The sequence below is a fragment of the Ruegeria sp. HKCCD6428 genome, from assembly GCF_013110595.1.
Lineage (GTDB): Bacteria > Pseudomonadota > Alphaproteobacteria > Rhodobacterales > Rhodobacteraceae > Ruegeria.
The window spans coordinates 40,040-66,284 of the sequence record NZ_WVQX01000002.1 but is presented as its reverse complement, the minus strand read 5'-3'; the positions used below and the strand labels follow the sequence as shown (position 1 = coordinate 66,284).

Below are 26,245 nucleotides of genomic sequence, written 5' to 3'. Positions count from 1 at the left end.
GCCATGTGACCCGGTTTTTGCCGCAAAGAATGGTCTTGGCGTCACGCCGGACCATGAGTTGGAGCAAGCGTAACTGGACACCAGGAACGTTTTTTATCGGTTCAAGTCAGGCCGGAAAAGAAATCGCAGGGCTGCTCGACTAATCGGTTGCGCGAAGATCGGAAGCGGGACACATTCCGCTGCGGAACCCTGGGTGCGGAATTCGGAGAAGTCGGTATGCATAACGCCAAGAACGTTCTGTTCATCATCATCGACCAATTGAGGGCAGATTGCCTGAACGGCGCTCTGGCCGAGCACGTGAAGCTACCGAACCTGCGGGCTTTCATGGACGAAGCGGTGAGTTTTACGCGCCACTTCTCTGTCACCAACCCCTGTGGGCCATCCCGCGCATCGATTTTGACCGGCCAATACGCGATGAACCATCGTTCCGTGCGAAATGGTACGCCGCTGCGTCATGATACGCCGAACATCGCCACGGAAATGCGAAAGGCGGGTTATATGCCGATGCTGTTCGGGTACACCGATACGTCTGCCGACCCCCGAGTCCATGATCCCAACGACCCCGTGCTCAAATCTTACGAGCAATCGATGAACGGGTTCCTTGAAGTTGTCGAAATGCGCCTGGAAGAGTCATACCCCTGGCAATCGTATTTGATGAAGAAAGGCTACACGTTCGATACATATTGGGATGTCTACAAGCCTGTCTCTCCGGATGGTCAAACGCCCAGGCTGAACGACCCGGCCATGTATCGGGCGGAACACAGCGACACAGCCTTCCTGACCGATGCGTTTCTGGACGGTATTGCACCTCATCGTGGCCAGGGGTGGTTTGCTCATCTGACGTACATCCGTCCGCATCCACCTTTGGTTGCGCCTGCTCCGTATAACGACATGTACGATCCGGCGGATATACCGCTGCCGCAGCGATTGCCGAGCGAAGCCGCTGAGAAGGCGCTTCATCCGTTTTTCGGGCCAAAGCTGGACGCCTATACGGCAGAAAAGTTTGTTCATGGCTTTGCTGATGTTGAGCCAACGGATGAAAATATACGCACTTTGCGCGCCGTTTATCTGGGATTGGCGACCGAGGTCGATCACCATATCGGGCGCGTTGTTCAGTATCTCAAGGACAGCGGGCAATACGACGATACCATGCTGATCATAACGGCTGATCATGGCGAAATGCTGGGCGATAGGTACAGCTGGGGGAAAATGACTGTGTACGATGCGGCCTATCACACACCGTTGATGATACGCCTGCCGGGGAACGAGGCACGGGCCGGCGCAAAAGTCACCGTTCCTACCGAATCAATTGATGTCACGCCGACAATCCTTGATTGGATTGGGCAGACAGTTCCAAACGCCATGGATGGCAGGTCTTTGCTACCCTTGTTGCATGGCGACGTTCCCGATGACTGGCGCAGCTATTCCTTCAGCGAGCTGGATTTCTCGGAACCCGAAGAACCGACCGTCTGGCAACAGCGGTTGGGAACGGGCAACAGTGATTCATGTCTGGGAATATTGCGGGACGAACGATTCACGTTGATCGAATTTGCAGCTGACCTCCCGCCGATCCTGTTTGACCACCAGGGACAGGGAGAATTCGAAAATCTTGCGGAAAACCCCGAGTTTGCGGACGATCTTGCCCGGTTGGGCAGACAGATGCTGCGCCATCGGATGCGAAACATGGATCATACCTTGTCGTTGCACTCCATCACGTCCGAAGGCGCGAAGTCCCGTTCCAGGTATTAGGATCACTGCCCGCTTTCGTCCTCTTTTCAGTTGGATCAGGCAAGTTGCATGGGACGTTTTGTCGTTCATCAATTCCACTACCGGCGCATCAATTCTGATGGTACCCATGGGGTGTGGAGAAGACGAACCTGGACATCACCGAACAGCGCATAAAGGCGATGACGACTGCCGGACTGAATCTCATCGGTCAGGCGCTTTCGATCTATGACAGCAACCTGAAACTGGTGCTGAGCAATCGTCGGTTCAAGGAAATGTTCGACCTGCCGGACGAGCTGGTCGAACGCGGAGCCTTGTTTCGGGATACCATCCATTTTCTCGCCAGCCGTGGCGAATACGGTGACGAAGAAAGTGTGGAAGAAATGGTGAACCTGCGCGTCGAGCAGGCTTTGGCGTTTGAGCCTCATTACATGGAACGCGTAAGGCCCAACGGGCAGGTTATCTCGATAGAAGGCGCGCCGCTGCCGCAGGGTGGATGGGTTGCGGTCTATACCGACATAACCGGCACCCGGCGTGCAGAAAACCTGCTGCGGGCGCGATCGGAAGAACTGTCGGAACAATTGCTCGGCCACGCCGAAGAACTGTCAGCAACCAACCGAAAGCTTGCGGCCACGATCAAGGCATTGGAAGAGGCCAAACGCGAGCTGACCGAAATCGAAGCCCGCACACGCATGATGACCGAAATGATGCCGGCTCATATCGCGCATTTGGATCGCACTGGTCGATATGACTACTCCAACCGCCGTTTGAGCGCGGTCCTGCCCGGACGTCCGTCGGAGATTCTTGGGCTTCACATATCCGAAGCGCTTGGTGCCGCCGCGTATCGGCGGGTCAAAGCGCATCTGGCAAAAGCCTATGACGGAGAAACCTCCGTATTCGAGTTCAACGAGGATCAGGATTCCCGCCGTATCCGCGTTTCATTCACGCCGGATGACGCCGGTGGCGTATATGTAATGTCGGTTGATATCACCGAAGAAACGCAGGCGCGCGTCGTTTTGCAGCAAACGCGCCGCCGAGCTATGGCCGCCCAGATGACCAGTGGGTTGGCTCATGACTTCTCCAACTTGCTGACGATCATCCTTGGGATGCAGTCCAAACTGAACAAAATGGACCTGTCGGATGAAGCACATGAGCTGGTTGCCGCGACACAGCAAACGGCGCGTCGGGGTGGGCAATTGCTGAATCGGATTGCGGACATGACCGGGAACCGAACGCCACATCCTCAGGCCACGGACATGAAGGCGCTGCTGGAAGACCTGAGAATATTGGCCTCGCCTTCCTTGCCGCGCGGCGTCGGTTTGTCGGTGGTCAACACTTTGCCCGACCGGGCTTTGATGCTGGACCCGGGAATGGTGCAGGATGCGTTGCTGAACCTGGTGCTGAATGCGCGGGATGCCTGCGGCAGTTCGGGCCAGATTACAATCAGCGCGCATACCATCGGAGAAATCTGGGTTGAAATCACCGTATCGGACACCGGCCCGGGCTTTACACCTGAGGCGCTGGAAAAGGCGCTGAACCCGTTCTTTACCACCAAGGGAAGCGACGGGTCGGGGCTTGGACTGCCCATGGTGTATGACACTGTCAAGCTGGCCGGGGGCGATCTGAACCTCAAGAACACGCCATCAGGCGCATCCGTCGTTTTGCGGTTGCCCTATCGGCCAGCTCCGCCCGTGCAAGACGGTCTGGTACTTCTGGTCGAAGACAGCGAAGATCTGCGGGGGCAGTTTCGGGATATGCTGGTAGAGCTGGGCTTCGCCGTCATCGAGGCCAATTCGGTAGATGAAGCGCTGGCGTTGATAAACAGCGTTGAAGACATTTCTCTGGTCCTGTCCGATATCCGTCTCGAAGGAAGTGGTACCGGTCTGGACATTTTGCGGCAGGTGAAGCCGGGATTGCCATGTATCCTTATGACATCGCTGCCCAGTTCGGACCCGTTGTACCAGCGCGCCCTTGCCTTGGCCCCGGTGTTGCGTAAACCATTTTCGCAGGCTCAATTGTCAGCCCTGATCCAAACCGAGGCCGCCTGATGACGCAACCGCTGGTTACCATCCTCGATGACGAACCCGAAATCCGGCGCATCCTAACGGACGCTCTGGAGGATGCCGGTTTCCGTACGCAGAGTTTTTCCCGCGCGCGAGAATTCGAGGCTGCGCTCAACCGTGTGACGCCCGATGTCTGTCTGGTCGACCTGTCATTGCCGGATACGGATGGGCTGGCGTTGGTTCATCGTCTGGCGTTGGAACAAGGCGCGGCCGTGATCATCATTTCGGGGCGCGCGCAGGTGCAGGACCGTGTTACGGGGCTGGAACTTGGGGCAGACGATTATATTACAAAACCGTTTGACCCTGCGGAAGTCGTGGCGCGGATCAGGGCAAGATTAAGAACACCCCGCACTCAGACCTCTCATTCGGATACGGCGGAATTCAACGGCTGGACCGCACATTTTGACCGATACGTGCTTGAAAGTGAATCAGGTGACGAAACGCCGTTCAGCCATGCAGAGGGGGAAGTCCTGCGGCTGTTTCTGGAAAGCCCCAAGCGGCTGATCAGCAGGGGACAAATGCAGGAGTCCCTGGGCGGCGCAGCCGGAGACAGTTTTGACAGGGCGATGGATGTTCGGATTTCCAGGTTGCGTACCAAGCTGGGAGAGGACCCCAAGAACCCGCGGTTGATCAAGACGATCTACGGGGCGGGGTATATATTTTTGGGTGATGTCGGTTGGAAGTAGACGCAGATCCAACCGGCCGAGACTTGGTCAGATGAGTTGTTTTCCATGCCTGTTCAACCCTTTCGAGCCTTCCGTGCTGAAGCTGCTGACACCGTGATTTCCGTATCGGAAGTGACACGTCTGTCCCCAATTACCCTATCGCTCATTCGCGCAATGCCTGATCCTTTATCTTCACAACCGGTTGCAGAATATAATCCAGCACTGTTTTGCGGCCAGACAGAATGTCCACTTCGGCAATCATTCCAGGTATGATTTCGACCGCTATGCCATTCCCATCAAGCATGGTGCTTTTGGTTCGGATCTCGACCACAAAGACCTCTTCGTCATTCCGCTCTGATCGTGTGACCGTGTCTGCACCGATGCGGATGATTTCACCATCCAGCGCCCCGTATCGTGCGAAGTCATAAGCCGTGATTTTGACCTTCACAGGCTGACCAGCGTGCAAAAACGCGATATCCTCAGGCTTTACATAGGCTTCAACCAGCAATGTGTCGTCCAGCGGCACGATTTCAACAAGGTCCTCTCCACTGCGGGCGAGACCGCCGATGGTGGAGCGATGAATCCGGTTTACAATGCCGCGTACCGGAGACCGAACCTGTGCCCTTGACGCCCGGTCGCGCAAAGCGGGCAGGGCGGGTTGCAAGGCAGCCAGCTCGGCAGTAGCAAGCGCCAGATCCGTCAGCGCGGCGCTGCGAAACCGGCTTCGCACCGCTTGAATCCGATCATCGATTTCGTCCAAGCCCGTTTGCAACCTGTTGGTCACAGCTTCTGCCCGCACCTTGCGACCGCGCCATTCGGCTTCACTCCGCCGCAACGCAAGCAATGTTGTTGCAGGCTCCATTTGACGCTCGACCAGCGGCGCCATGATGGCCCTCTCTTCGGCCAGGACCACCAGGGTTTCTTCTGCCGTCACTTGATCGACCAGGCCTTCCTCAAACTCTCGCTGTTTTTGCTGACGCTGACGCTCCAGGATGGCTATTTCTGCCTCCAACTCAGCCTGCCGGCCTTGGTACAGTGCAGTTTCGGATTGCACGACGGTAGGCGCGCCGTTGATCAGTTGAACATCGAAATCCAGTTGTGTCCCATCAATTTCGGACCGAAGACGTTGGATGCGCGCCATCAGCCCAAACGCGCGTTGCTGTTCCTGACTGAGCTGACTGTCAATTTGGGTTGTTTCCAGTTCCATCAGCAGTGAACCTTTTTCGACCAGTTGGCCTTCGCGCACGTGCAATGACTGCAATACGCCGGGCTCGGTGGCTTCGATCAGCTGGATGTCTCCGGAAGGCACGATCCGGCCGTCCACGCGCGTGACATCGTCCAGTTCGGTCAGATGCGCCCACAATAGCGCGGCGATCAGGCAGAGCAGAATCACCAAAAGCAGCAAGGAACTCCGAACAGGAGAGCGTCCCTGCATCTCGCGCGCCAGGGTGGCCAGATCAGGATGCTGCGACATTCAGGTGCCTCCCTGTCCGACGAACATGTTGCGTCAGCATGCTTTTGGGGCCATCCGCCGCGATTTTCCCGTGTTCAAGGATGATGACTCTGTCAACAAGCTCCAACAGGCTGGTTCTGTGTGTAATGACAACCATGGTGGACTCTGCCGTGCATTCTTTCAGACGTTGGATTACCTGGGCTTCGGTTTTGACATCCATCGCGCTTGTTGGTTCATCCAGCAGGAGAACCGGCGGACGGCCTATGAGTGCCCTTGCCAGAGCAATGGCTTGCCGCTGTCCGCCAGAGAGGCCTTCGCCGCGTTCCGCGAGTTGAAGATCGTAACCCCCGGGATGGTTAGCCACGAAATCCTCAACCCCGGCGGCGCGGCCTGCTTCGATCAGTTCGTGATCTTTTGGCCGGATTGCACCGCTTGCGATATTGTCCCGGACTGATCCGGAAAAGAGCCATATATCCTGCAGGACGGATCCGATATTGCGTCGCAGATCACCAGGATCGATCTGGCGGATATCAAGGCCGTCGAATGTGACAGATCCTACACGCGGCGCGTACAATCCAAGCAAAAGACGTGCGATGGTGCTTTTCCCGCAGCCAATCTGACCCAGGATCGCCACTTTTTCACCCGGTTTGATCGTGAATGAAACGCCTTGCAGGGTATCTTCCCCCTGATCAGGGTAGGAAAAATACACGTTGTTGAAGGCGATCGCCCCTTTGAAATGGGGCCGGTTCACCCACGTTCGGCCTTGTGGGCGTTCGCTTTCCGCCATCATCAACGCGTTGAGGTTTCGGTATGCACTTCGGGCTTGGTTAAGCCTTGTCAAGGTCTGTGCCAGCTGCCCTAAAGGCGCCAGCGCCCGCCCTGTCAGCATCACCGAGGCAACCAAAGCGCCCATGCTGGTCTGACCGTCCGTGATCAGAAAAACACCGTAAAATACGATCAACACCTGTGCCGCTTGTTGCGTAAAACCGGTGAGGTTGAGAGCAAATTGTGTAACGGCCCGGCTCTGAGCACCGTGCGAGGATTGCCGTTCTATCGCCTGCTCCCATCGGGAACGCATTTGTCGGCCCGCGGCCGTTGTCTTTATCGTTTCAAGGCCCGAGAGAGCTTCTACGAGGACCGATTGTTTGGATTGTCCGTCAGACAGGCTCTTTTCTGCCATGCGGGACAGAAGCGGCTGTACGGCCAAACCTGTCAGCAGAACCACAGGCACGGCCAGAGCCGGGACCAATGCCAGTTGTCCGCCGACCAGGTAAATCACAAATACGAACAACCCGATGAACGGCAGATCCACGACGGCAACAAGCGTTGCGGACGTGAAGAACTCGCGCAGGGTCTCGAACTCACGGATGGTATTTGTCATGGCGCCGGTGGAACCCGCGCGTGACTTCATCTGGATGTTCAGAACGTGGTCGAAAATTCGCCGCCCCATGAGCAAGTCGGCTTTTTGCCCGGCCTTGTCGATGAACGCTGCTCGCAGCAATTTTAGCGCGAAGTCAAATAGCAGCGCCAAGGCCACCCCCGCCGTCAAGGCAATGAGCGATTCGGTTGCCTCATTGGGCAACACGCGATCATAGACAACCATGATAAAAACTGAGGTCGACAAGCCAAGAAGGTTTGCCAGTGCCGCAGCAAGAGCAACCTGTATGTAAGTCCATCGATTGGCGGACAGCGCCGCGCGAAACCAATGACCTCGGTAAGCCGTGTGACCGGTGTCCAATTCATCTGTATGATTTCGCCGAAACAAGACCGCGAAACCGGTGTATGATTTGGCCAGCTGTTCTTCTGAAACTTCACCGATTCCTTCACCAAGTTCCGGGTCATAGACCAGCAAGGCACCGTTTTTTGCGCGACCGTGGTACACAACCGCCTTGTGTTCGGTCATCAGCAACAAGGCCGGAGCCAATGCTTCGTCAAAACTAGTGATGCGCCGCGCGCCATAGCCCGCCTGTAGACCTGTGTTTTCCGCCACCGAGAGGATGTCACGAACAGTCAGATCCCCGTCCGAACCGGTCTGCGACGCCTGGATCGTTGCAAGGGTCAGAGGGCGTTCAAGCGTCGCGGCAATATTCAGAAGGCAGGCTTCGTAGCATGTCAAACGAGCGCGGTCCTGCATTGATTTCAACGTGCTCATTTCACCTCGTTCCAATTGCCAAGCGAAAGTCCGAGCAGGTCCAGAATGTCTCCGGTAAGGCTCAGTGCCGCGTAGTTGGTCAGAAAATAACTCTGTTCGGCCAGAATCAGGCGTTCTTGCGCATTTACGTAATCGCGTTGAGCGTCCAGAATTTCGATCAGGCTGCGACGCCCAATCGAGAACTGTGCGCGGGATGCAGTAACACTGTCGGCATTGGCAGTTGCCGCAATACGGGCCGCGCGCAGCCGTTCTGCGCCTGCTTTTTGATCGGATCGAATAAAGCCCAGCTCCCGCATGATTTCGCGAACCAATTGCTCTCTCGCGAACTCCGCTTCTTTTACTTTGGCTTCTGCTGCTGCGATGGCGGCGCGGCGTTGGCCGGTGCTGTCAAGCTCGTAGTTGAAAGAAAGATCCACGCCAAAATTTGCGTCCCGAGTGTCATCCTGGTTGGCAAATGCGGCGACCCGAACGTTCGGTTTGCGCCGTGCCTGCGCGGCCGACCATTCGGCTTTGGCTGCCAGCAAGCCGGCATCCGCCCTGCGGATCTGAGGGCTGTTTATCACGATCTGGGCATCACTTCTGTTCAGCGGTGGAGCTGGTACAGGAGGGGGCAATGAGCCGGGGAAAGTTCCGAACACTTCTCGAAACCGCGCTTCGGCCCGATCAGTTCGTGCTCGTGCGTCAGCCAGTCTTGTGCGTGCATCTGCCATTCTGGACTGCGCGGTCAGAACATCAGCATTTGAACCGGCGCCACCCGCTGTGCGGTCCGAAATCTGACGCACCAGTTCTTCATGAACCGAGACATTGTCGGCCGCGATGCGGAGTAACTTTCTTTGATCAATGACAAGCACATAGGTCTCGATGGCGGCCAGCGCCGTGGCTGATGCCGTCTGAATTTGATCGCCCCGTGTTTCCAGAACACGTGCCCGGGCTGCCGTCAGATCCCCCGAGGCAGCCCCACCGTCATAAACCAATTGTGAAATTCTCAGATAGGGTGAAACATCTGCAATGTCCGATTCGACCCGTTCGGACCGTGCATTTATTCCCAACGAGATCTGCGGAAGGAAGGCGCCTTCCGCCGCATCTTTATTGGCTGATGCGATATCCATCCTGGTATTGCTTTGCGCCAGTGTCGGGCTTGTCTCTACGGCCTGGCGCACGCGTTGCCCGAATGCACTACTGCTGAGCTTTGCCGATGGCTTTGCTGCCCCGGCACCGGTGGTCCCGGGTGCAAAAGACACTGCCACTAGAGTCAAATCAGGAGGGGGCGAGCAGGCGGACAACGGTATCGCGAGCAGAGCGAACGCAACCCAGGACAACACTGCTTTACAGGAACGCATGATGACCCTCCTGCCTGCAATGGTCCATGGCTTCGTCTTTCTGTTGCGCCGCAATCAACGCGTCCAAGAACCCTGAAACACCGGTGATCTGTTGTGTCAGAGAACCATCGGCTTCCCGATGTGCGCGGGCATGTGCATGTGTCAGCCAGATACTGTGGGTCAGCGAAATCTGATGAGCGTGAATCAGTCGCAACCCCCCATTCGAAGTAAGCAGTGACAAGTGCGCGCGGGGAATTTTCTCCAGGGCGTTCTGCGTGACGCCAAAATGCCCGCTCGGAAACTCAACTCCCTGAAAAGTGGTGAGCGGACCAAACAATCCCATGTCAGCAAGAACACGACACAGATGCATTGTGTGTTTCATCGACTCTTTCAGGGCGCGAAAGAAAGCTGCGACTTTTTTTAGTTCCGGCGCAAGTTGACCTGATTTGTCGAAGAATACCTCGTCTTCCGGATTGTCAGTGATAAGCCCCGCCGTTTCGTCAACAAGCAATTCGTCACGGCCGTCACCATCCGGTTCAATCAGTCGTGGCCGGAACGGAGCACAGCGCAAGACGCATGGCACATAAGTCGCGAGCCATTTGCCATGTGCTGACACAAATGGCGTAGGCTGGTCCGGTTGCATGGACAATACAGCCACTGGATAAAACCCGTGTTCAGATTTCCGAAAAGTGATTGGAAATGTGGCGGCGGCCTGAAGAACTTCTGCTTCGACCACAGGGCAATCTGCCATAGTCCGTGCGAAATCGAACGAGGTGAACCGCCTCCAGAACCGATGACCATGTCGTCCAAGACTGACCGGAGTTAAGCCATTCTGTGCCATAACCGCCTCATGATGTTGAATTACGTCTGTATGTGCGCCGGTCTGGATCAGGCCGTTGCCCCGGTCGGGTCGGTGTGCAGGATGTTATCTGCGGTCAGGCCGCTCAGATCGCTCAGGTCTTGGAACGTGGCCACGGTTTCAACGCTGGCATCGTTCGCCGCCTGGGAATATACCTTGACCAGAACACTGTCTGTTCCGTCGGTTGCCATCACGTAAAGCTCATCGCCCGCCATGACTCCGGCAAGACTCTCGACAGCGGCTTCGATTGTGCTGAGGTTGAGGTCGGTGAGTACCGTGCTGAGGCCGACAAATCCGGTGTTCGTGCCCAACGTGTCTCCGGTGGAAAGCAATTCGAATCCGGTGCCATCGCCGCGAAGCGTATTGGTGTCCAGCCCGTGGAACATCAGTGCGTCGGTTACATCCGCAGCCGGGCCAATCGTAAAGCCAGTCACAGCGTCTGTACCATTGCTGGCCGGGTCGGCCTCGAAGACGACGATGTCTCGCCCTGCTGCAGAAACATCAATGGTATCGTCGCCGTCACCGCCGCGCGTGATGGTGTCCGTATTCGCAGCGGTGAGCGTGTCATCACCATTGGTGCCAAACTGCACTGTCGTCGGTCCGCCATCAGACGTTTTGATTGTCAGCTCAATAGGCTGGCTGGAGTCCTGGATCGTCATCGTGAAGGTGACAAGCGGCTGAGAAAGATCTGTAAAGGTTGTCGCGGCGCCGGCAAAATTCATCGCGCCCCCGGCGCCCGGGCTGGCCAAGAACAAATCGAAGGCGTTGTTTTCCGAAACCGACGCCGTGTTGAATGTGACAACCGAAGGGTCAAATCCGAGCTCTGCCGTCAAAGCCAGACCGCCAGAGATATCGCGGTCGGCTTCGGCATGGATTGCGAATGTCACCGTAGATCCCGAGCGCCCAACTTCAGAGATCACATAGGCGGCGGGTTCATGCGCAACGGCCTGCTCGGAAACCGGCAGCGGATCTGGTCCACCCGCGACGGTCGCCTGCGCGGAAAAGAAAAGGTCATCACCTGCCTCCACTGCCGAAAAGTTGGACGCCGCGACAGCCAGCGACCAGGATCCGTCTGCGGCCACCGTTGCAGATCCGACCGAACTGCCGTTTAACGTGACATCCACCGACTGGCCGATTGACAATCCGGTCGATGACCCGCCGAGAGTAATTCCGGAAGCTTTGGCATCGGCAAGACCAATCGAATTGTTGGCCCCGACATCGTTCAACGTCAACAGGGGGCGAAAATCTGTGGAAAGTGAGCTGTTCGCCGCGGCTGAGCTGTTTCCTGCCAGATCGTCAACAGTGGCGGAAATGGAATAGCTCGTTCCGTCAGAGAGCATTCCAAGATCACTTGCTGGAACGGTAACTGCCCACGAACCATTTGATGCAACGCCTGTATAGGTTTGCCCGCCGAATGTGACCGAAACGGTCTGGCCATCTTCAGCCGTGGTTGTGCCTGAGATTGCAAGATCCACGCCCCTTTCGGTCACGTCCAACACGGCACCCACAGGCAGACTGTTTATGGTTATCGAAGGTGCTGTAAAGTCAGTGGCAAAGCTTGTCGTGGTTTGATTGTTGTTTCCCGCCGCGTCCGAGATCGACGCATTGATATTGTAAGTCTCGTTGTCTTGCAGGGCAGACAAATCTGTCACGGTTGCCGTATAGGTCCAAGTGCCCCCGGTTACCGTTGCCGTTCCGGTGACGTCCGTAGTGCCGTCAGCGCGCGTGATTTCGACGGTAACAACGGTTCCGTCCGGCGCATCGGAAGTTCCTGACACCGTCAGGTCGGTTCCTTGTTCAGCGGCGTTCATGACGGCCCCGTCGGATACGGTTGAAATTCCGATCGTCGGTGGCGTGAAATCGGTGGTAAAGCTGTTGTTCGCTTGCAGAGCCGGATTCCCGGCAGCGTCCGAGACATCAGCGGTCACGGTGACGGTCGACGCGTCAGATAGACCTGCCAGATCCGAAGCAGGTACAGTTACGCTCCAATTACCGCCGGAAACCGTTGCGCTATGGGACTGCCCGTTCAGACTGACGGTTACGATTTGCCCGTCTTCAGCTGTCGTACTGCCCGAGATGGAAAGATCCGTGGCCCGCTCGGCTGCGTTCATGACAGCTCCGTCCGAAAAACTGTCGATGCTGAGCGTCGGCGCGGTCACATCCTTGGAAAACGTCACTGCGGCCTGCGGTGCCGTCACGCCACTGGCGTCGTCGACATCTGCGGTAACAGAGAAGTTGCCTCCATCCGACAAGGACGCCAGATCCCCAGCTGGCACAGTCACGTTCCAGGCCCCGCCGGATATTGTTCCGGAATATGTTTGACCATCGAGGGTTACAGTAACTTGCTGACCATCCTCAACGTTTGACGTCAGCCCGCTGATGGTCAAGTCGGATCCGACTTCGGTTGCGTTCAGTACGGAACCAACAGGAAGGGGTGTTATCGAAATGGAAGGACCGGTCAGGTCCACGGGAACCGATACAAGAAGCGGTACTGCCGGATTGCCCGACACGTCCTCGACGGCTACCAGAACAGATGCAGGTATTCCGGTGGAAAGACTGCTCAGATCGGAATTGGGGATCGTTACACTCCAGCTTCCGCCAGAAGCGGTGCCTGTGTGCACTTGTCCGTTGAACGTAACGATGATGGTCTGACCATCCTCTGCCGTGGTGGAACCAGTCAAGGCCAGGTCGCCGGCTACGTCGATCAGTTCTATCGAGCCGCCAGCCACGGGATCCAGATAAACAGTTGGTGCAGTGAAATCAGTATCGAAGCTCCCGCTCGCCTGTGGTGCTGAATTTCCCGCCGCGTCGGCAACATCCGCCGTAACGGCAATCGTCGCGCCATCAGGAAGGGCTGAGAGGTCTGCCGCCGGAACGGTGACGCTCCATTGTCCATTGGATACCGTTCCCGAATAGTTTTGCCCGTTCATTGAGACGGTAACGGTCTGCCCGTCTTCTGCATCGGTTGTTCCGGTGACCGTCAGATCCGTTGCCTGTTCGATCGAATTCAAAACAGCGCCATCGGAAAACCCGGTGATCGACAGGGTTGGAGGAATTGTATCAATATCGAACTTGACGGATTCGCTGGACAGTTCCGTGCCTGAATCGTCCAGATGTCTCACTGTCACCGTAGAGACGCCTTGCGGAAGCGCATTTGCTTCGGCCGCAGTGAGAGAAATGCTCCAACTGCCGTCATCGTTGGGTGTTACGGTTTTGACCAGCGAACCTATCGTGACCTCGACTGTCGATGTTCCTTCGGGTGCGGCGGCATTGGTAATGGCACTGTTCAATGCCGTTGCCTGAAGTTCGGCCAGGTTCAGGCTGGTATAGCTCGGTTCCGGTTGGGGTTGGGGTTTAGGCGCTGGCGCGACAGGTTCCGGGGAATCGCCGCCGCCGCCACCGCCTCCGCCCGCAGCGGCAGCTGCGCCGGCCAGCCCGAGGCCGCCCAATGCAGCCCCGGCGCCGCTGATTCCGCCAGCTGCTGCACCGGCTTCAGCTGCGCTGAACTGGGCGATTTCAGCAACCGCCGCTTCCGCAATCATGATTGCGCCGCTGTCCAGAACCTGCACGTTTTCCGCCGCCACGATCATGGTCCGACCGTCCGCCATTTTCAGCAGAACATCGCCGTTTGTCAGCAACTTGGCGGAGCGTACACCCGGAATTGTCTCTGCGAACTGGAAGGCGTAAAGCTCTTCGATGGTTGCTTGTGACAAGGCAGGCAAGGCCATCAATGTGGACATGAGGCCGCCAGCCGCGCCGCGACCCGCCCAACGACCAAGCTTACCATTGATCCATTGTTGAACTTGAGATTTGCGATCTCCGTCCGTCGAGTCAGCCGCCGGACGATTGTTGGCCTCAGGTGCTTTGGTCATCTTGCCCTCGCATGTGGTGTCCGCGATCATCGCAACAGGAAAGGATGTGCTGTTTGGCGTTTTGCTCATCTGTCTTTCCCATTTGTTGCCGTTGCGATCGGACCTGAAAAAATTGAGTTAAACTGAAACCGAACTTCTCGTTTTCACCACAATTCTGCTTCGGTTTCGGTCTGCTCATCTGGTCATCTTGCCGTAACTGCCAGGGGTGGCGCGGGAGGTGATGGCTGTGATGCTTCAGTTCGAAAGTGTAGTGGCAACGGGGAGCACGGCGCTCGATTCAGGTATCGGCGATACGGCTTTAAAAACGCTTAACGGGAATACGTATCTCTACACGGTGACCGGCCCGGGTGGCGGCGTCGCGGTCTGGCGGCTGGTCGACGGTGCCCTGCCGCAGCTGGTTGATACCGAGTATTACAGCGGTTCGATCACCTTCCAGGTGGGGCGCAGTGCCACGTCGATAACGCTGGCGGGAACCGAGCAGATTGCGCTCGACATCAACACTGCCACGGGCCTGGTCGGGTATGACGTGAACGCGGACGGAACGATCGGTAACCTGAAGGAAACGGGTGTGCTCAACGGAGGCGGAGATATCTCGGCCATCGTACAGTTTTCACTTGGGTCTTCGGGTGTCCTTGCGATGGCGCATGAGGATACAGGCAATATCGGAACCTACCATGTGAACGCGAACGGGACGCTCAGTCTTGTGGGTTTGATTGCCGGCACAGCGGATGCCATGCAGACGTTGCGGTCGGGTTCGGAACATTTTCTGATCTCAAGTGACACGGCAACAAACTCTGTCTCGACATATCGCATCGATTCCGGCACCGGTACTTTAACCGAGATCAACAATGATTCGGCGCTCGGAACCCTTGGTGTTTCTACTCCAACGGATGTCGAGACCGTAGAGGCATACGGTAAATCCTGGGTCGTGGTGGCGGGGTCCGGCAGCAACTCTCTCAGTGTTCTTCAATTGAACAGCGATGGTAGTTTGAAGGCGACGGACCATGTGCTTGATACGCTTCATACGCGGTTTGAATCGGTTCAGGATCTGGAGGTCATAGACGTGAACGGTCGGGTCTTTGTGGTTGCAGGCGGCGGCGATGATGGCCTGTCTCTGTTCACTTTGACACCCGAAGGTCAACTTGTTCAAATGGACAGTTTCGAGGATACGCTGGCCAGTGGATTGCAGAATATCGAATCGCTGGCGGTTGCACATGTGGGCGACGAGCTGCAAATTCTCGTGACGTCACAACAGGATGCCGGGGTGAACGTCCTGACGGTCCCGGTCGATGATCTGGGTGTGGTGCGCAAGGGGTTCGGTACCGTGAACGGGAGCGCGTCGGACGATATCCTCAGCGGCGGTATTCTGGACACGACCCTTCTGGGGGGCGCCGGAGACGACATTCTCATCGTGGGGAAGGGTGCGACGACGATGTCGGGTGGTGCAGGGGCCGACATCTTCGTGATGCAGTCCGGTAGTGGTCTGACCACAATAACCGATTTTCAGGCGGGCGTGGATCGTCTGGATATGTTCGACTACCCGCTGTTGCGGTCGCCTCAGCAACTGACCTTTACCAGCACGGCAAACGGGGCTCAGATCGAATATCGTGGCGAGGTCGTGCAGGTCCAATCCGCCTCGGGCGGCGCTTTGACAAGCACGGATATCTTTGGCGCAGGCTTCGCCGGACCGGATCACATCCCGGTAGATTTCGGGGACCTGGGCGGGCAGACACCGGGCAGCTCTGGTGGATTGGTCGGGCAGATTACGGTGGACAGCGAGGCTGCGAATCCGGGGCTGACGGATGCGGAAATCCGGTTCACGCCGGACGGCGGGGGCACGGTATCCGGCACCGCAGATGATCAGGGGCGGTTCGATCTGGAATTGCCCGATGGCACCTTTCCCGGAGTGCTGGACATCACCAAACACTATTCCACGGCGAGCGGAAAGATTGACGCGCTGGACGCCTTGCAAGTGTTGCGCATCTCGGTTGGTCTCGACCCGACATGGGGTCCCGCGACCGCGGAAAACCTGATAGCCGCAGACGTCAACAGGGATGGCACTGTGAACGCCCTGGATGCGCTTGCAATTTTGCAAGTCGCCGTTGGGCAGTCCACGGCCCATGACCCTGAATGGGTATTTCTGGATGAGAACGCGGACCTTTCAGGGATTACCAGAGACAATGTAACCTATCAGACAGGTGTCGACGTCGTGGCGGTGGATGGGGTCATCAACGTGGACATGACCTCCATCCTGTTGGGAAATCTCGAAGCGGCCTGAGCGCCGAAAGATATCTCGGCCAAAGCAGGCTTGTACCTTTTTAAGCAGTAAGGTGTGGATCGGCTTTTGCGGCCAAATTGACACGTCCCAGCCTCAGCGCTCGAATACCGCCCCATGTCGCGGTGCTTTTGGTTTCGACCCAAGCGTTGGCGCGCCTGCGGCTTCACTATCTGTTACATCCCTGTGTTTTCATGCAGAGATGGTCCAATAATTTCAATGAATTCTACCAGAATCGCAACTTGCCTGCGATAATCGCCCGACCTTCGGAACCGATAAGCCGCTCAAATTGCTGATCAGACAACATAGGTCTTGGCGTCGGTGGAGCAAATGTGACATAGCAGGCCGAGACATCAACACATAGATGAAAATTAGTAACAATGGAAATATTGGCGCTTTCCATTCCGGAAGTGAAACTGATCACCCCGAAGCGTTTTGGCGATCATCGCGGGTTTTTTGAGGAAACCTACAATGGCGACAGTTTTGCGGCACAAGGAATTCATACGCAATTCGTTCAGGACAATCATTCCCTTTCGAGCACGGTGAACACGGTACGCGGATTGCATTTTCAGGCTCCGCCAAGGGCGCAGGCCAAGCTGGTGCGCTGCGGTCGTGGGCGGCTGTTTGATGTCGCGGTCGATATCCGCAAAGGCTCGCCCACCTATGGTCGCTGGGTCGGTGAAGAACTGAGTTTCGAAAACGGGCGGATGCTGTTGGTTCCTGCGGGGTTCGCGCATGGGTTCGTGACGTTGGAGCCGGAGACCGAGATCGTCTACAAGTGTTCTGATACCTACGCGCCGGAAACCGAAGGCGCGGTTCGTTGGGACGATCCCGATATCGGCATTGAATGGCCACAGAGCAATTCAGAACCCCAGCTGTCCGAGAAAGATCGGATCGCACCACTTCTGCGCGAAATTGAATCTCCTTTCGTATTCGAGGACACACAATGAAAATTCTGGTTACGGGCGGGGCGGGCTTTATCGGCTCTGCCGTTATCCGTCGCGCGATTGCCGATGGGCATTCGGTCGTCAATGTCGATGCCCTGACCTACGCGGCCTGTCTGGACAATGTTGCCTCTGTCGCGGATGCGCCGGGATACGTTTTTGAACATGCGGATATCCGGGATGCCGCCGCCATGTCGGCGATACTGGACAGGCACCAGCCAGACGCGATCATGCATCTGGCCGCTGAAAGCCATGTTGACCGCTCGATCGATGGCCCGGCCGCGTTCATCGACACGAACCTGACCGGGACCTATGTATTGCTGGAAGCAGCACGCGCCTATTGGCTGGGTGCCGGCCGGCCCGAGCATTTCCGGTTTCATCACATATCAACCGACGAGGTCTTTGGGTCCTTGGGAAAAACCGGGTTTTTCACCGAAGACAGCCCATACCAGCCGAACTCACCCTATTCGGCCTCGAAAGCGGGATCGGATCATCTCGTGCGGGCGTGGCGTGAAACATACGGCCTGCCAGTGGTTCTTACCAATTGCTCCAACAACTACGGCCCTTACCAGTTTCCGGAAAAGCTGATCCCCGTTGTCATCCTCAGCGCGCTGGCGGGCAAACCGATCCCGATTTACGGGAAAGGCGACAACATTCGCGACTGGCTGCATGTCGATGACCATGCCGAAGCCCTGTTGCTGGTGCTCGAAAAGGGTGAACTGGGCCGCAGCTACAATATCGGTGGCGAGAATGAGATGACCAATCTTGATCTTGTCAGAATGCTGTGTTCGATCCTGGATCGCCTCAAGCCGGGTGAAACGCCCTATGCGGATTTGATCACGTTCGTCGCTGACCGCCCCGGTCACGATCAGCGTTATGCCATCGATCCGACTCGGATTCGCACCGAACTGAACTGGCGTCCTTCCTACACGCCTGAAACCGGGCTGGAACAGACGGTTCAGTGGTATCTGGACAACAGCGCATGGTTGAACGCCTTGCAGGCCCGCAGTGGCGTGGGTGAGCGGCTGGGTGTTGCCAAATGAAGGCGCTGGTGTTCGGCCACGGGGGGCAGGTGGCGACCGAGTTGCGACGTCGCGGACAGGCGCATAGTGTCCTGGTTGAAGCTCTGGATCGCACCGCGGCGGACCTGTCTGACCCGTCGCAATGTGCAGACGCCATCCGGCATACGGATGCGGACGTGATCATCAATGCGGCCGCCTATACGGCGGTGGACCAGGCCGAAGAGGAAAGCGACCTGGCGCAACGGATCAACGGAGATTCACCCGGTGCAATGGCGCGTGCCGCCGCGGCCCGCGACCTGCCTTTTCTGCATGTTTCCACGGATTACGTTTTTGACGGCTCTGGTACGACCCCCTGGAACATCGATGACCCGACCGGGCCCTTGGGGGCCTATGGTCGAACCAAGCTGGACGGCGAACACCAGATCGCAGAGGCTGGCGGCCACTATGCCATTTTGCGCACAAGCTGGGTGTTTTCGGCCCACGGAAAGAACTTTGCAAAGACCATTCTCCGACTGGCAGAAACCCGTGACAAGCTGACCATCGTCGCAGATCAGATCGGCGGGCCAACACCTGCTGCAGACATCGCCGAAACCTTGCTGAAAATGGCCAAGGCTGGCCTCGAAGCCAAAGGTGGGGTGTTTCACTATTCCGGTGCACCTGATGCCAGCTGGGCGGATTTCGCCCGTGAAACTGTTTCTCAATCCGGCTTGTCGGTCGAAATCGAGGATATTCCAACCGAGGCTTACCCAACGCCGGCGCCCAGGCCGCTGAACTCACGTATGGACTGTTCGCGGCTGGAAAATGTGTTCGGAATCCAGAGACCCGACTGGAAAGCCGGACTGGCCGAGATATTGAGCGAGTTGAAGTCAGCGACCAGCTGAACCTTGAAAGGACAGATTATGCAGCGCAAAGGCATTATTCTTGCCGGTGGGTCCGGAACCCGGCTTTACCCGATCACCATGGCGATTTCCAAGCAATTGCTGCCGATCTACGACAAGCCGATGATCTTTTATCCGCTGAGTGTTTTGATGCTGTCGCAGATCCGCGAAATCGCGATCATCACCACCCCCCAGGATCAGGATCAGTTTCAGCGCCTGTTGGGGGATGGCAGTCAATACGGGTTGTCCTTGACATGGATCGTACAACCGTCTCCTGACGGTCTGGCGCAGGCTTATACTCTGGCCGAGGATTTTCTGGACGGTGCCCCGTCAGCGTTGATTCTGGGTGACAACATCTTCTTCGGACATGGCCTTCCGGACCTGCTGCTTGAGGCGGATCAACTGAAGCGCGGCGGTACGGTTTTTGCGTACCGGGTTGCTGATCCAGAACGCTACGGCGTTGTGGATTTCCAAGGGAATAAAGCCCGCGCGATCGTCGAAAAGCCCAAGGTGCCTCCGTCGAATTACGCGGTGACCGGTCTTTACTTTCTGGATGGCGACGCTCCGGCCCGCGCACATGAGGTCAAACCGTCAGATCGCGGCGAGCTGGAAATCACGTCGCTGCTGGAAATGTATCTGGACGAAGGTTTGCTGGATGTGCAGACCATGGGGCGCGGTTTTGCCTGGCTGGATACCGGCACGCACGGGTCTTTGCTGGATGCGGGAAACTTCGTGCGCACGATCACGGAACGTCAGGGTATGCAGACCGGTAGCCTGGATGAAATCGCATGGGCAAATGGCTGGATCGACGACGAGGCTCTTGAGGCGCGCGCGCGCCTGTTCGCCAAGTCCACTTACGGCACCTATCTGAAAGGGCTTCTGAGCTAGGCCGCGAACTGTTTCATGGTTACGTGTTCAGGCTGGAATTTGCGTGGGCTGCAAACTGCTTCACGCTTTGTGATCAAGGCCTGAACGGGGCTGGTCGGGCATTCCGGCCATGCCAAACGCCGCGCAAGAAGGCCCATTGTTTGGCGCGTTTTCTCGCTGAAAACAACACAGCCGGAGACAGCACTTGCAGTAGCGCCGATGCCAGGGCCCGACCGAAGGCCATCGGGACTTCATGCTTGCGGGCGACGTAAACGCGCGATTGCCCCATATACCAGCCCTTCAGGCCAGCGATGGCTGGGCTTCCCGGCGAGGATTTGCCTCTGGCGTGGCGCATCTGAGCGTTGTGAACGTAGTAAAGTGGCCCGCAAACGGCTTTGAGCCGCAGGCTCAGATCATCGTCTTCATGATACAGAAAGATTTCGGGATCAAACCCGCCGACCGCTTCGAACGCTTCGCGGCGGACCAGGAAGGCGGCGCCGACGAGGACCGGCAATTCAAAGTCGGAATCGGCTGTTTTCCTGGGCAGGGTTTCATTTCGGGGAATGATCACACTGTATCGCCTGAAACGAGGTGCCCCCTTCCGGTCCAGAATTGCAGGGTTGAAGGCTGACGCATCCGGATGATTGTCGGCCCCCTCTTGCAACGCGTCCAATGCTCCGGGCAGCAAGTGGGAATCCGGGTTCAGAAATAAAAGCAGTTCCGTTGTTGCCTTGGCGGCACCAAGGTTGCGTGCGCGGCCAAACCCGATGTTGTCTTGGCTTTCGATCAGAGTTGCGCCATGTGTCTCGGCCATTTGCCGAACCGCTTCTATTTCGTCCGAGCCATTGTCGACCAAAATTGTCGGCACGCCCTCTGGGATGGAATTCAGCATCTTCGGCAGTACACCACTGCTGTAGTAACAAACGCTTATGATCGTAATCTGTGACAATCCTGCCTGCCGTACCTGTGGAATGGGCATGATCGTTACTTCCTCGCAAACACAGTTAGGGTCAACCCCGGTTCCAGTACGACGGATCCGGGCTGCTGAATAAGGTCTGTGATCTTTTGCATTCAGCGACGCCAATCTGAGAAACGATTGAATTGGTTTTTCACCGGTGAAGCGAAGGCAAGAAACCGATCATCAAGCGCAGCCAAATGGCAAAGCCGCGTTAGGGGATGCAAAGCCTTTTTTGATCGGAGCGGCAAGATTGTCCGTCATCGAATGAAGTATTCCGATTGAGCCGACGGCGTTTAGGACGGCCTGGCTCATTGATTGCGATCTTACGCGGCGCTCCCGAGGTTGAGCAAGCGTCGCTGTTTCAGTGTTCTTTCCTTGATGGTTCTCCTTTCCTTCAGAATGCCGTCGCTGCGACCGAAGTAGACATCGGCCGGTGTCAGATTGCCGAGACTCTCTTGATAGCGGCGGTGATTGTAGTGGTCGACGAAGGCTCTGATCGCTTCCTCGAGTGCGCCCGGTAGGTAATAGTTCTCCAACAGGATGCGGTTCTTGAGCGTTTGGCGCCACCGCTCGATCTTGCCCTGGGTCTGCGGATGATTTGATGCCCCTCGAACGTGGTCCATTCCTTGATCTTGGAGCCAATCCGCCAGGTCACCAGAGATGTATGATGAGCCGTTGTCGCTGAGCAGCCTCGGTTTTTGTCGGACGGTCGCCGACGAACAGCCTGATGCCTCCAACGCCAGTTCCAGAGTGTCGGTAACATCGTCGGCCTTCATCGTTGTGCAAAGCTTTCATGCCATGATGTAACGGCTGAAGTCGCCCAGGATCGTCGAGAGAAAAAACCAACCCCTGCCAGTCACCTTTTGGTAGGTGAAGTCGGTCTGCCAAAGTTGGTTCGGTCTCGTAGTCTTGTCATGGAACTCGTCGGCAGCCTTGATCACGTTGAACGCCGGCCCAGTAATCAGATCCTGCTCCTTGAGGATACGATAGACCGAAGGCTCTAACACAAAGTACTTTTTCGTGTCTGTAAAGCGGAATGCCAGCTCGCGGGGCGATAGTTTCGGCTCATCAATAGCGAGGTCAACGACGGCCTTCCGGATCTCGTCAGGGATGCGGTTCCAGACCCGGCCGGCGTGTGGACGGCGATCTTCAAGCCCGGCTTCACCAAACGCCTCATACCGGGCACACCAGCGGTAGAACGTGGTTTTCGGAATGCTCAGCCTCGACAGCGTCCTCTTCGTTGGCAAGTGGGACTGCTCGACAAGTCGGATGATCTCGAGCTTCTCCGTTGCGAGGTATCTCATATGTCGTCGTCCCCATCAGCGAGCATACTTTTTTTGAGTAGGCGGTTTTCCAGGGTGAGGTCGGCAATGGCCTCCTTCAGGGCCGATGCCTCGGCCCGCAGTTCCTTCACTTCGGGGCTCGTCGCTTGCCTGGCTGTGTCGCCTGCCAGCCGCTTCTTTCCGGCCTCCAGGAACTCTTTCGGCCTGGAATAGTACAGGCTCGCGGCAATCCCCTCGTGACGGCAGAGCGCGGCGATGCTCTCCTCGCCGCGCAAACCCTCCAGTACAATGCGGATCTTCTCCTCCGCAGAATGGTGCTTGCGTGTCTTGCGGCGAATGTCCTTGACGACCTGTTCAGCTGTAGTTTCGTCGGTTCCAGCTTTCCGTCTCATCTTCACTTCTAAACGGTTCAGATGAGCCAGAAACCTTCCGTTATGCAAATCCTACAATCAGGCCTACAGGTGCTGATGTCAGACACTATTTGCTGACTGAGGCGTCGAAACTCAGCCCACCTTTGTCGCCACGTACGGCAAGGCGGTTCAGAAATTCAGCCAAGAAAAGAGACCCCAAAAGGGGTTGGGACAAACCGGGGCAATCCAACAGGCAGGGTTTTGAAGCCATCGGTCGGGCAGAAGAGTTCAAACCCTTCGACCCGCCTGCTAAAGCTGAACCCGCAGTGCGGGCAATTGCGCATTACCTGCCGCAATTCCATCCCTTCAAAGAGAATGATGAATGGTGGGGCAAAGGCTTTACCGAATGGTCCAATGTCGGAAAGGCCGTCCCGAATTATCCGGGCCATTACCAACCTCATTGTCCGATTCATCTGGGTTACTACGACTTGCGGTTGCCAGAAATCATGGTCGAACAGGCGCGGATCGCGAAGTCTTACGGGATAGGAGGGTTCTCCTATTACTACTACTGGTTCGGCGGAAAGACCCTGATGGAGCACCCGCTCGAACAAATGTTGGGCAATCCGGAAGTCGACATGCCGTTTTGCCTGACATGGGCAAATGAAAACTGGACGCGCCGCTGGGACGGACGGGCGCACGACGTTCTTATCGCGCAGAACCATTCGATCGAGGATTCCCTGAACCTTCTGCGTCACATACGCAAATATTTTGATGATCCGCGTTATATTCGGATAGATGGGAAACCGGTTTTCATCGTGTACCGAGCGAACATCATACCGAATATCGAGGAAACAACCGCAGCTTGGCGAAAAGAGGCACAAAGCTGGGGCGAGCCGGACCTGTATCTCATAGCTGCCCAGACTTTCGATATCGGCGACCCAGAGAAACTGGGTTTTGACGCTGCTATGGAGTTCCCACCGCATCAGGTAAAGCGCACCGACATCACGGATGAGATGGGGATCTACAATCCAGAGTTCACGGGTGCCGTTCTGGATTACCAGGCCGTGGTCGAGGCAGAGCTTCAAAAGCCGGAACCCCGGTACAAGCTGTTTCGGTCCTCTACGCTCTCGTGGGACAATACCGCGCGCAATCAGGATGCCCCCCGGATTATGGGGCGGTTCACGATCGATGCCTACAAGCGCTGGACGGAACATTTGTGCCGCCAGGTTCTTGCGCAGGAAAAATACAGTGCCGACGAAAAAATCGTTTTCATAAACGCGTGGAACGAGTGGGCAGAGGGGACGCATCTGGAGCCTGACCGAAGATATGGCTTTGCCTATCTTCAGGCGACCTATGACGCGTTACCCAAGAAGTCTGAAAGTCAGATCAATACGTGATGTTTCCGACCTTGAGGTTTCGCGGACCTGACGGTTGGCGCCTCCGATATCCTGACGACACAAGTTGCCCGGGGTTCCGTATCAATTCTGATCGACCCTATGATGCTGTTCCGTTTCGTTCGCTCTGACGGTGCGACTTGCGATTTGGTCGAACATCCATTGTACGGCTTCGTCGCCGTCGGACCGGATATGCCGATAAAGGCGAAGTTCGATCGGAGGCACTTCAACCGGCAGCCTCAACATGCGCAGCCCCATTTCACGCGCGCTGCATTCGGTCAGCGTGGCAACCATATCTGTCTTGTGCAGAATATCCCGGATGTTCAGATAACTTTGCATCTGAAGCCCGAGTTTGCGCCGTGCGCCCAGTTTGCGCAGGACGATGTCGACCGGACTCGCCCCCTGAGGCCGTGAGGAAACATGCAGATGTGTCAGCTGAAGATAACGCTCCAGCGTCAATGGGCCCGAACCCAGCGGGTGGTCGGGTCGCATGGCACAGACATAGCGGTCCTTCATGATGGTCCGGCTGATCAGATCCGAACTGTCCGGCATCGGAATGTCCGACGCGATGTCGATCGTGCCCTGCTGCAACGCCTTGCGCGTATCCCGGCGGGGAATGCGCACGAGGCTGAGTTCGACCTGTGGTGCCGTGCGTTGAAACCCGGACAAAAGCCCGGGCAGGATGATGAGGCTGTGAAGATCGACCAAACTGACCCGGAACAGCCGTTTGCTGGTGAACGGGTCGAACCGTTCACCCTGCGCCGATGCGGCTTGCAACTGGTGAAGAGCGGCTGAGATCCTGTCCGAAATGCTCTCTGCCAGGGCCGTGGGCTGCATCCCCGTGCTAGTCTTCACGAAAAGCGGGTCGTTCAGTGTCTTGCGCAACCGGGTCAGGGCGTTGCTGACGGCGGGTTGCGTGATCGACAGGCGTTCGGCAACGCGGGTCAGATTTCGTTCGGTGTAGATGGCGTCAAAAATAACAAAAAGGTTCAGGTCGATCTTGTTGAGCTTGGTCGTCATGTCATTCACCAAATTTATGCTGACGATCATGCAAGTAAATTTCACAAATGTCATTGGGGGCGGTAAGCTGAATGGCATCCCGGCGGAATACGGAGTTTCATGCATGACCTCATCCGGCCTCGAACTCGATACCGAGCGGCTTTCGACCTATTTGGGGCGTCATATCGAAGGCTTCGCCGGCCCATTGTCCTATCAAAAGTTTTCGGGTGGGCAGTCGAACCCAACCTATCTGCTGAAGGCCGGTGGTTCGAAATACGTGCTGCGCCGCAAACCGCCAGGTGACCTGTTACCTTCGGCCCATGCCGTGGATCGGGAATATCGTGTTCTGAAGGCACTTCATGGCACTGCGGTTCCGGTCGCCAAACCTTACGTGCTGTGTGAGGACACGGATGTCATCGGTTCCATGTTTTATGTCATGAGCTTCCAGGAGGGCCGTATCTTCTGGAACCCGGCGCTGCCCGAGTTGGACGTGGCCGACCATCATCCGGTGTTCGACGAAATGATCCGGGTTCTGGCCGCGCTGCATTCGGTTGACACAGGCGCTGTCGGCCTGTCCGACTTCGGCAAGCCGGGAAACTATTTCCAACGCCAGTACAGCCGCTGGACCAAACAGTATCGCGCCGCAGAAACAAGTAATCTTCCCGAGATGGAACAGCTTATGGGCTGGCTGTCCCGCAACCTGCCCGATGGTGACGGTTCGGTCAGTCTGATCCACGGTGACTTTCGCATAGACAATTTTATCTTCGCTTCGGATGCCCCGCAGATCACCGCGGTTCTGGATTGGGAACTTTCGACGCTGGGCCACCCGATGGCTGATCTGGGCTATTTCTGTGTGTGTCTCAGATTGCCGCCCACCGGTCTGATCCGGGGGCTGCAAGGGCTGGATCGCGCTGCTTTGAACATCCCTTCCGAAGCTGAGATGATCGAGCGGTATTGTTCGCTTCGTGACCTGCCGGAGATTGAAAACTGGACTTTCTATCTGGCGTTTTCCTTTTTCCGGATGGCTGCGATTGCACAGGGTGTTTACAGCCGTGCGCTGGCGGGAAACGCATCGAACGAGAACGCAATGGCGTTCAAGGGTCTGGTGGCCCCTCTGGCGCAAATGGCGCTCGACGAAATCGCTGCTGCAACGCACTGAAGAGGATC

The 26,245-nt window shown here is 56.7% G+C and carries 17 protein-coding genes and 1 pseudogene; 10 read left to right on the top strand and 8 right to left on the bottom strand.

Annotated elements, in window-relative coordinates:
- The first annotated feature begins 216 nt into the window (after positions 1-216).
- The 3 genes from GS620_RS05670 (at position 217) to GS620_RS05660 (ending at position 4,474) form a co-directional block, all read left to right on the top strand.
- On the top strand, positions 217-1,749 hold the full coding sequence (locus GS620_RS05670) for an alkaline phosphatase family protein (RefSeq protein ID WP_171614556.1): 1,533 nt from the start codon (positions 217-219) through the stop codon (positions 1,747-1,749).
- Between the two features lie 158 nt (positions 1,750-1,907).
- Positions 1,908-3,773: a PAS-domain containing protein gene (locus tag GS620_RS05665; protein WP_371809784.1), complete on the top strand. Its 1,866-nt coding sequence runs from the start codon at positions 1,908-1,910 to the stop codon at positions 3,771-3,773.
- The gene (locus tag GS620_RS05660; protein ID WP_152460491.1) at positions 3,773-4,474 is read left to right on the top strand and encodes a response regulator transcription factor; all 702 of its coding nucleotides are present in this window, start codon (positions 3,773-3,775) and stop codon (positions 4,472-4,474) included. Before GS620_RS05665 ends, GS620_RS05660 begins: the two co-directional genes overlap by 1 nt.
- A 142-nt stretch (positions 4,475-4,616) precedes the next feature.
- On the opposite strand, the gene GS620_RS05655 is transcribed toward GS620_RS05660, so the two are convergent.
- The 5 genes from GS620_RS05655 to GS620_RS05635 are packed head-to-tail and all read right to left on the bottom strand — an operon-like array spanning position 4,617 to position 14,177.
- Positions 4,617-5,927, bottom strand: a complete 1,311-nt coding sequence (locus tag GS620_RS05655) for an HlyD family type I secretion periplasmic adaptor subunit (RefSeq protein WP_171614554.1) — start codon at positions 5,925-5,927, stop codon at positions 4,617-4,619.
- Complete coding sequence (locus tag GS620_RS05650) at positions 5,911-8,058, bottom strand: type I secretion system permease/ATPase (protein WP_253283807.1); 2,148 nt, start codon at positions 8,056-8,058, stop codon at positions 5,911-5,913. The genes GS620_RS05655 and GS620_RS05650 overlap by 17 nt, the downstream gene beginning before the upstream one ends.
- Complete coding sequence (locus GS620_RS05645; protein WP_171614552.1) at positions 8,055-9,398, bottom strand: TolC family protein; 1,344 nt, start codon at positions 9,396-9,398, stop codon at positions 8,055-8,057. The genes GS620_RS05650 and GS620_RS05645 overlap by 4 nt, the downstream gene beginning before the upstream one ends.
- Positions 9,385-10,218 (bottom strand): SapC family protein, encoded by an 834-nt coding sequence (locus GS620_RS05640; protein WP_171614550.1) that lies wholly within the window; start codon positions 10,216-10,218, stop codon positions 9,385-9,387. Before GS620_RS05640 ends, GS620_RS05645 begins: the two co-directional genes overlap by 14 nt.
- Before the next feature lie 47 nt (positions 10,219-10,265).
- Positions 10,266-14,177, bottom strand: coding sequence for an Ig-like domain-containing protein (locus tag GS620_RS05635; protein WP_253283806.1), 3,912 nt, complete (start codon positions 14,175-14,177; stop codon positions 10,266-10,268).
- Between the two features lie 160 nt (positions 14,178-14,337).
- On the opposite strand from GS620_RS05635, the gene GS620_RS05630 reads away from it, so the two are divergent.
- The 5 genes from GS620_RS05630 to rfbA all read left to right on the top strand — a co-directional run bounded on the left by GS620_RS05630 (position 14,338) and on the right by rfbA (position 20,115).
- A complete protein-coding gene (locus tag GS620_RS05630; RefSeq protein ID WP_253283805.1) occupies positions 14,338-16,386 on the top strand; it encodes a dockerin type I domain-containing protein in 2,049 nt (682 codons plus the stop codon).
- Positions 16,387-16,763: 377 nt separating this feature from the next.
- Positions 16,764-17,333: a dTDP-4-dehydrorhamnose 3,5-epimerase gene (rfbC, locus tag GS620_RS05625; RefSeq protein WP_171169900.1), complete on the top strand. Its 570-nt coding sequence runs from the start codon at positions 16,764-16,766 to the stop codon at positions 17,331-17,333.
- Positions 17,330-18,370: a dTDP-glucose 4,6-dehydratase gene (rfbB, locus tag GS620_RS05620; RefSeq protein ID WP_171614548.1), complete on the top strand. Its 1,041-nt coding sequence runs from the start codon at positions 17,330-17,332 to the stop codon at positions 18,368-18,370. Before rfbC ends, rfbB begins: the two co-directional genes overlap by 4 nt.
- Positions 18,367-19,230, top strand: a complete 864-nt coding sequence (gene rfbD / locus GS620_RS05615; protein WP_171614546.1) for a dTDP-4-dehydrorhamnose reductase — start codon at positions 18,367-18,369, stop codon at positions 19,228-19,230. The genes rfbB and rfbD overlap by 4 nt, the downstream gene beginning before the upstream one ends.
- An 18-nt stretch (positions 19,231-19,248) precedes the next feature.
- Positions 19,249-20,115: a glucose-1-phosphate thymidylyltransferase RfbA gene (gene rfbA / locus GS620_RS05610; RefSeq protein WP_171229451.1), complete on the top strand. Its 867-nt coding sequence runs from the start codon at positions 19,249-19,251 to the stop codon at positions 20,113-20,115.
- Between the two features lie 73 nt (positions 20,116-20,188).
- On the opposite strand, the gene GS620_RS05605 is transcribed toward rfbA, so the two are convergent.
- A complete protein-coding gene (locus GS620_RS05605) occupies positions 20,189-21,073 on the bottom strand; it encodes a glycosyltransferase family 2 protein (protein WP_253283804.1) in 885 nt (294 codons plus the stop codon).
- A gap of 302 nt (positions 21,074-21,375) precedes the next feature.
- A pseudogene (locus tag GS620_RS05600) lies at positions 21,376-22,727 on the bottom strand (IS3 family transposase).
- A 284-nt stretch (positions 22,728-23,011) separates the two neighbouring features.
- On the opposite strand from GS620_RS05600, the gene GS620_RS05595 reads away from it, so the two are divergent.
- Positions 23,012-24,082, top strand: coding sequence for a glycoside hydrolase family 99-like domain-containing protein (locus GS620_RS05595; RefSeq protein WP_216597833.1), 1,071 nt, complete (start codon positions 23,012-23,014; stop codon positions 24,080-24,082).
- A gap of 81 nt (positions 24,083-24,163) precedes the next feature.
- On the opposite strand, the gene GS620_RS05590 is transcribed toward GS620_RS05595, so the two are convergent.
- Positions 24,164-25,099: a LysR family transcriptional regulator gene (locus GS620_RS05590; RefSeq protein WP_171614544.1), complete on the bottom strand. Its 936-nt coding sequence runs from the start codon at positions 25,097-25,099 to the stop codon at positions 24,164-24,166.
- Between GS620_RS05590 and GS620_RS05585 the strand changes: the two genes are divergently transcribed.
- On the top strand, positions 25,098-26,237 hold the full coding sequence (locus GS620_RS05585) for a phosphotransferase family protein (RefSeq protein ID WP_253283803.1): 1,140 nt from the start codon (positions 25,098-25,100) through the stop codon (positions 26,235-26,237). The two genes, GS620_RS05590 and GS620_RS05585, sit on opposite strands and share 2 nt — an antisense overlap.
- Positions 26,238-26,245: the final 8 nt, after the last annotated feature.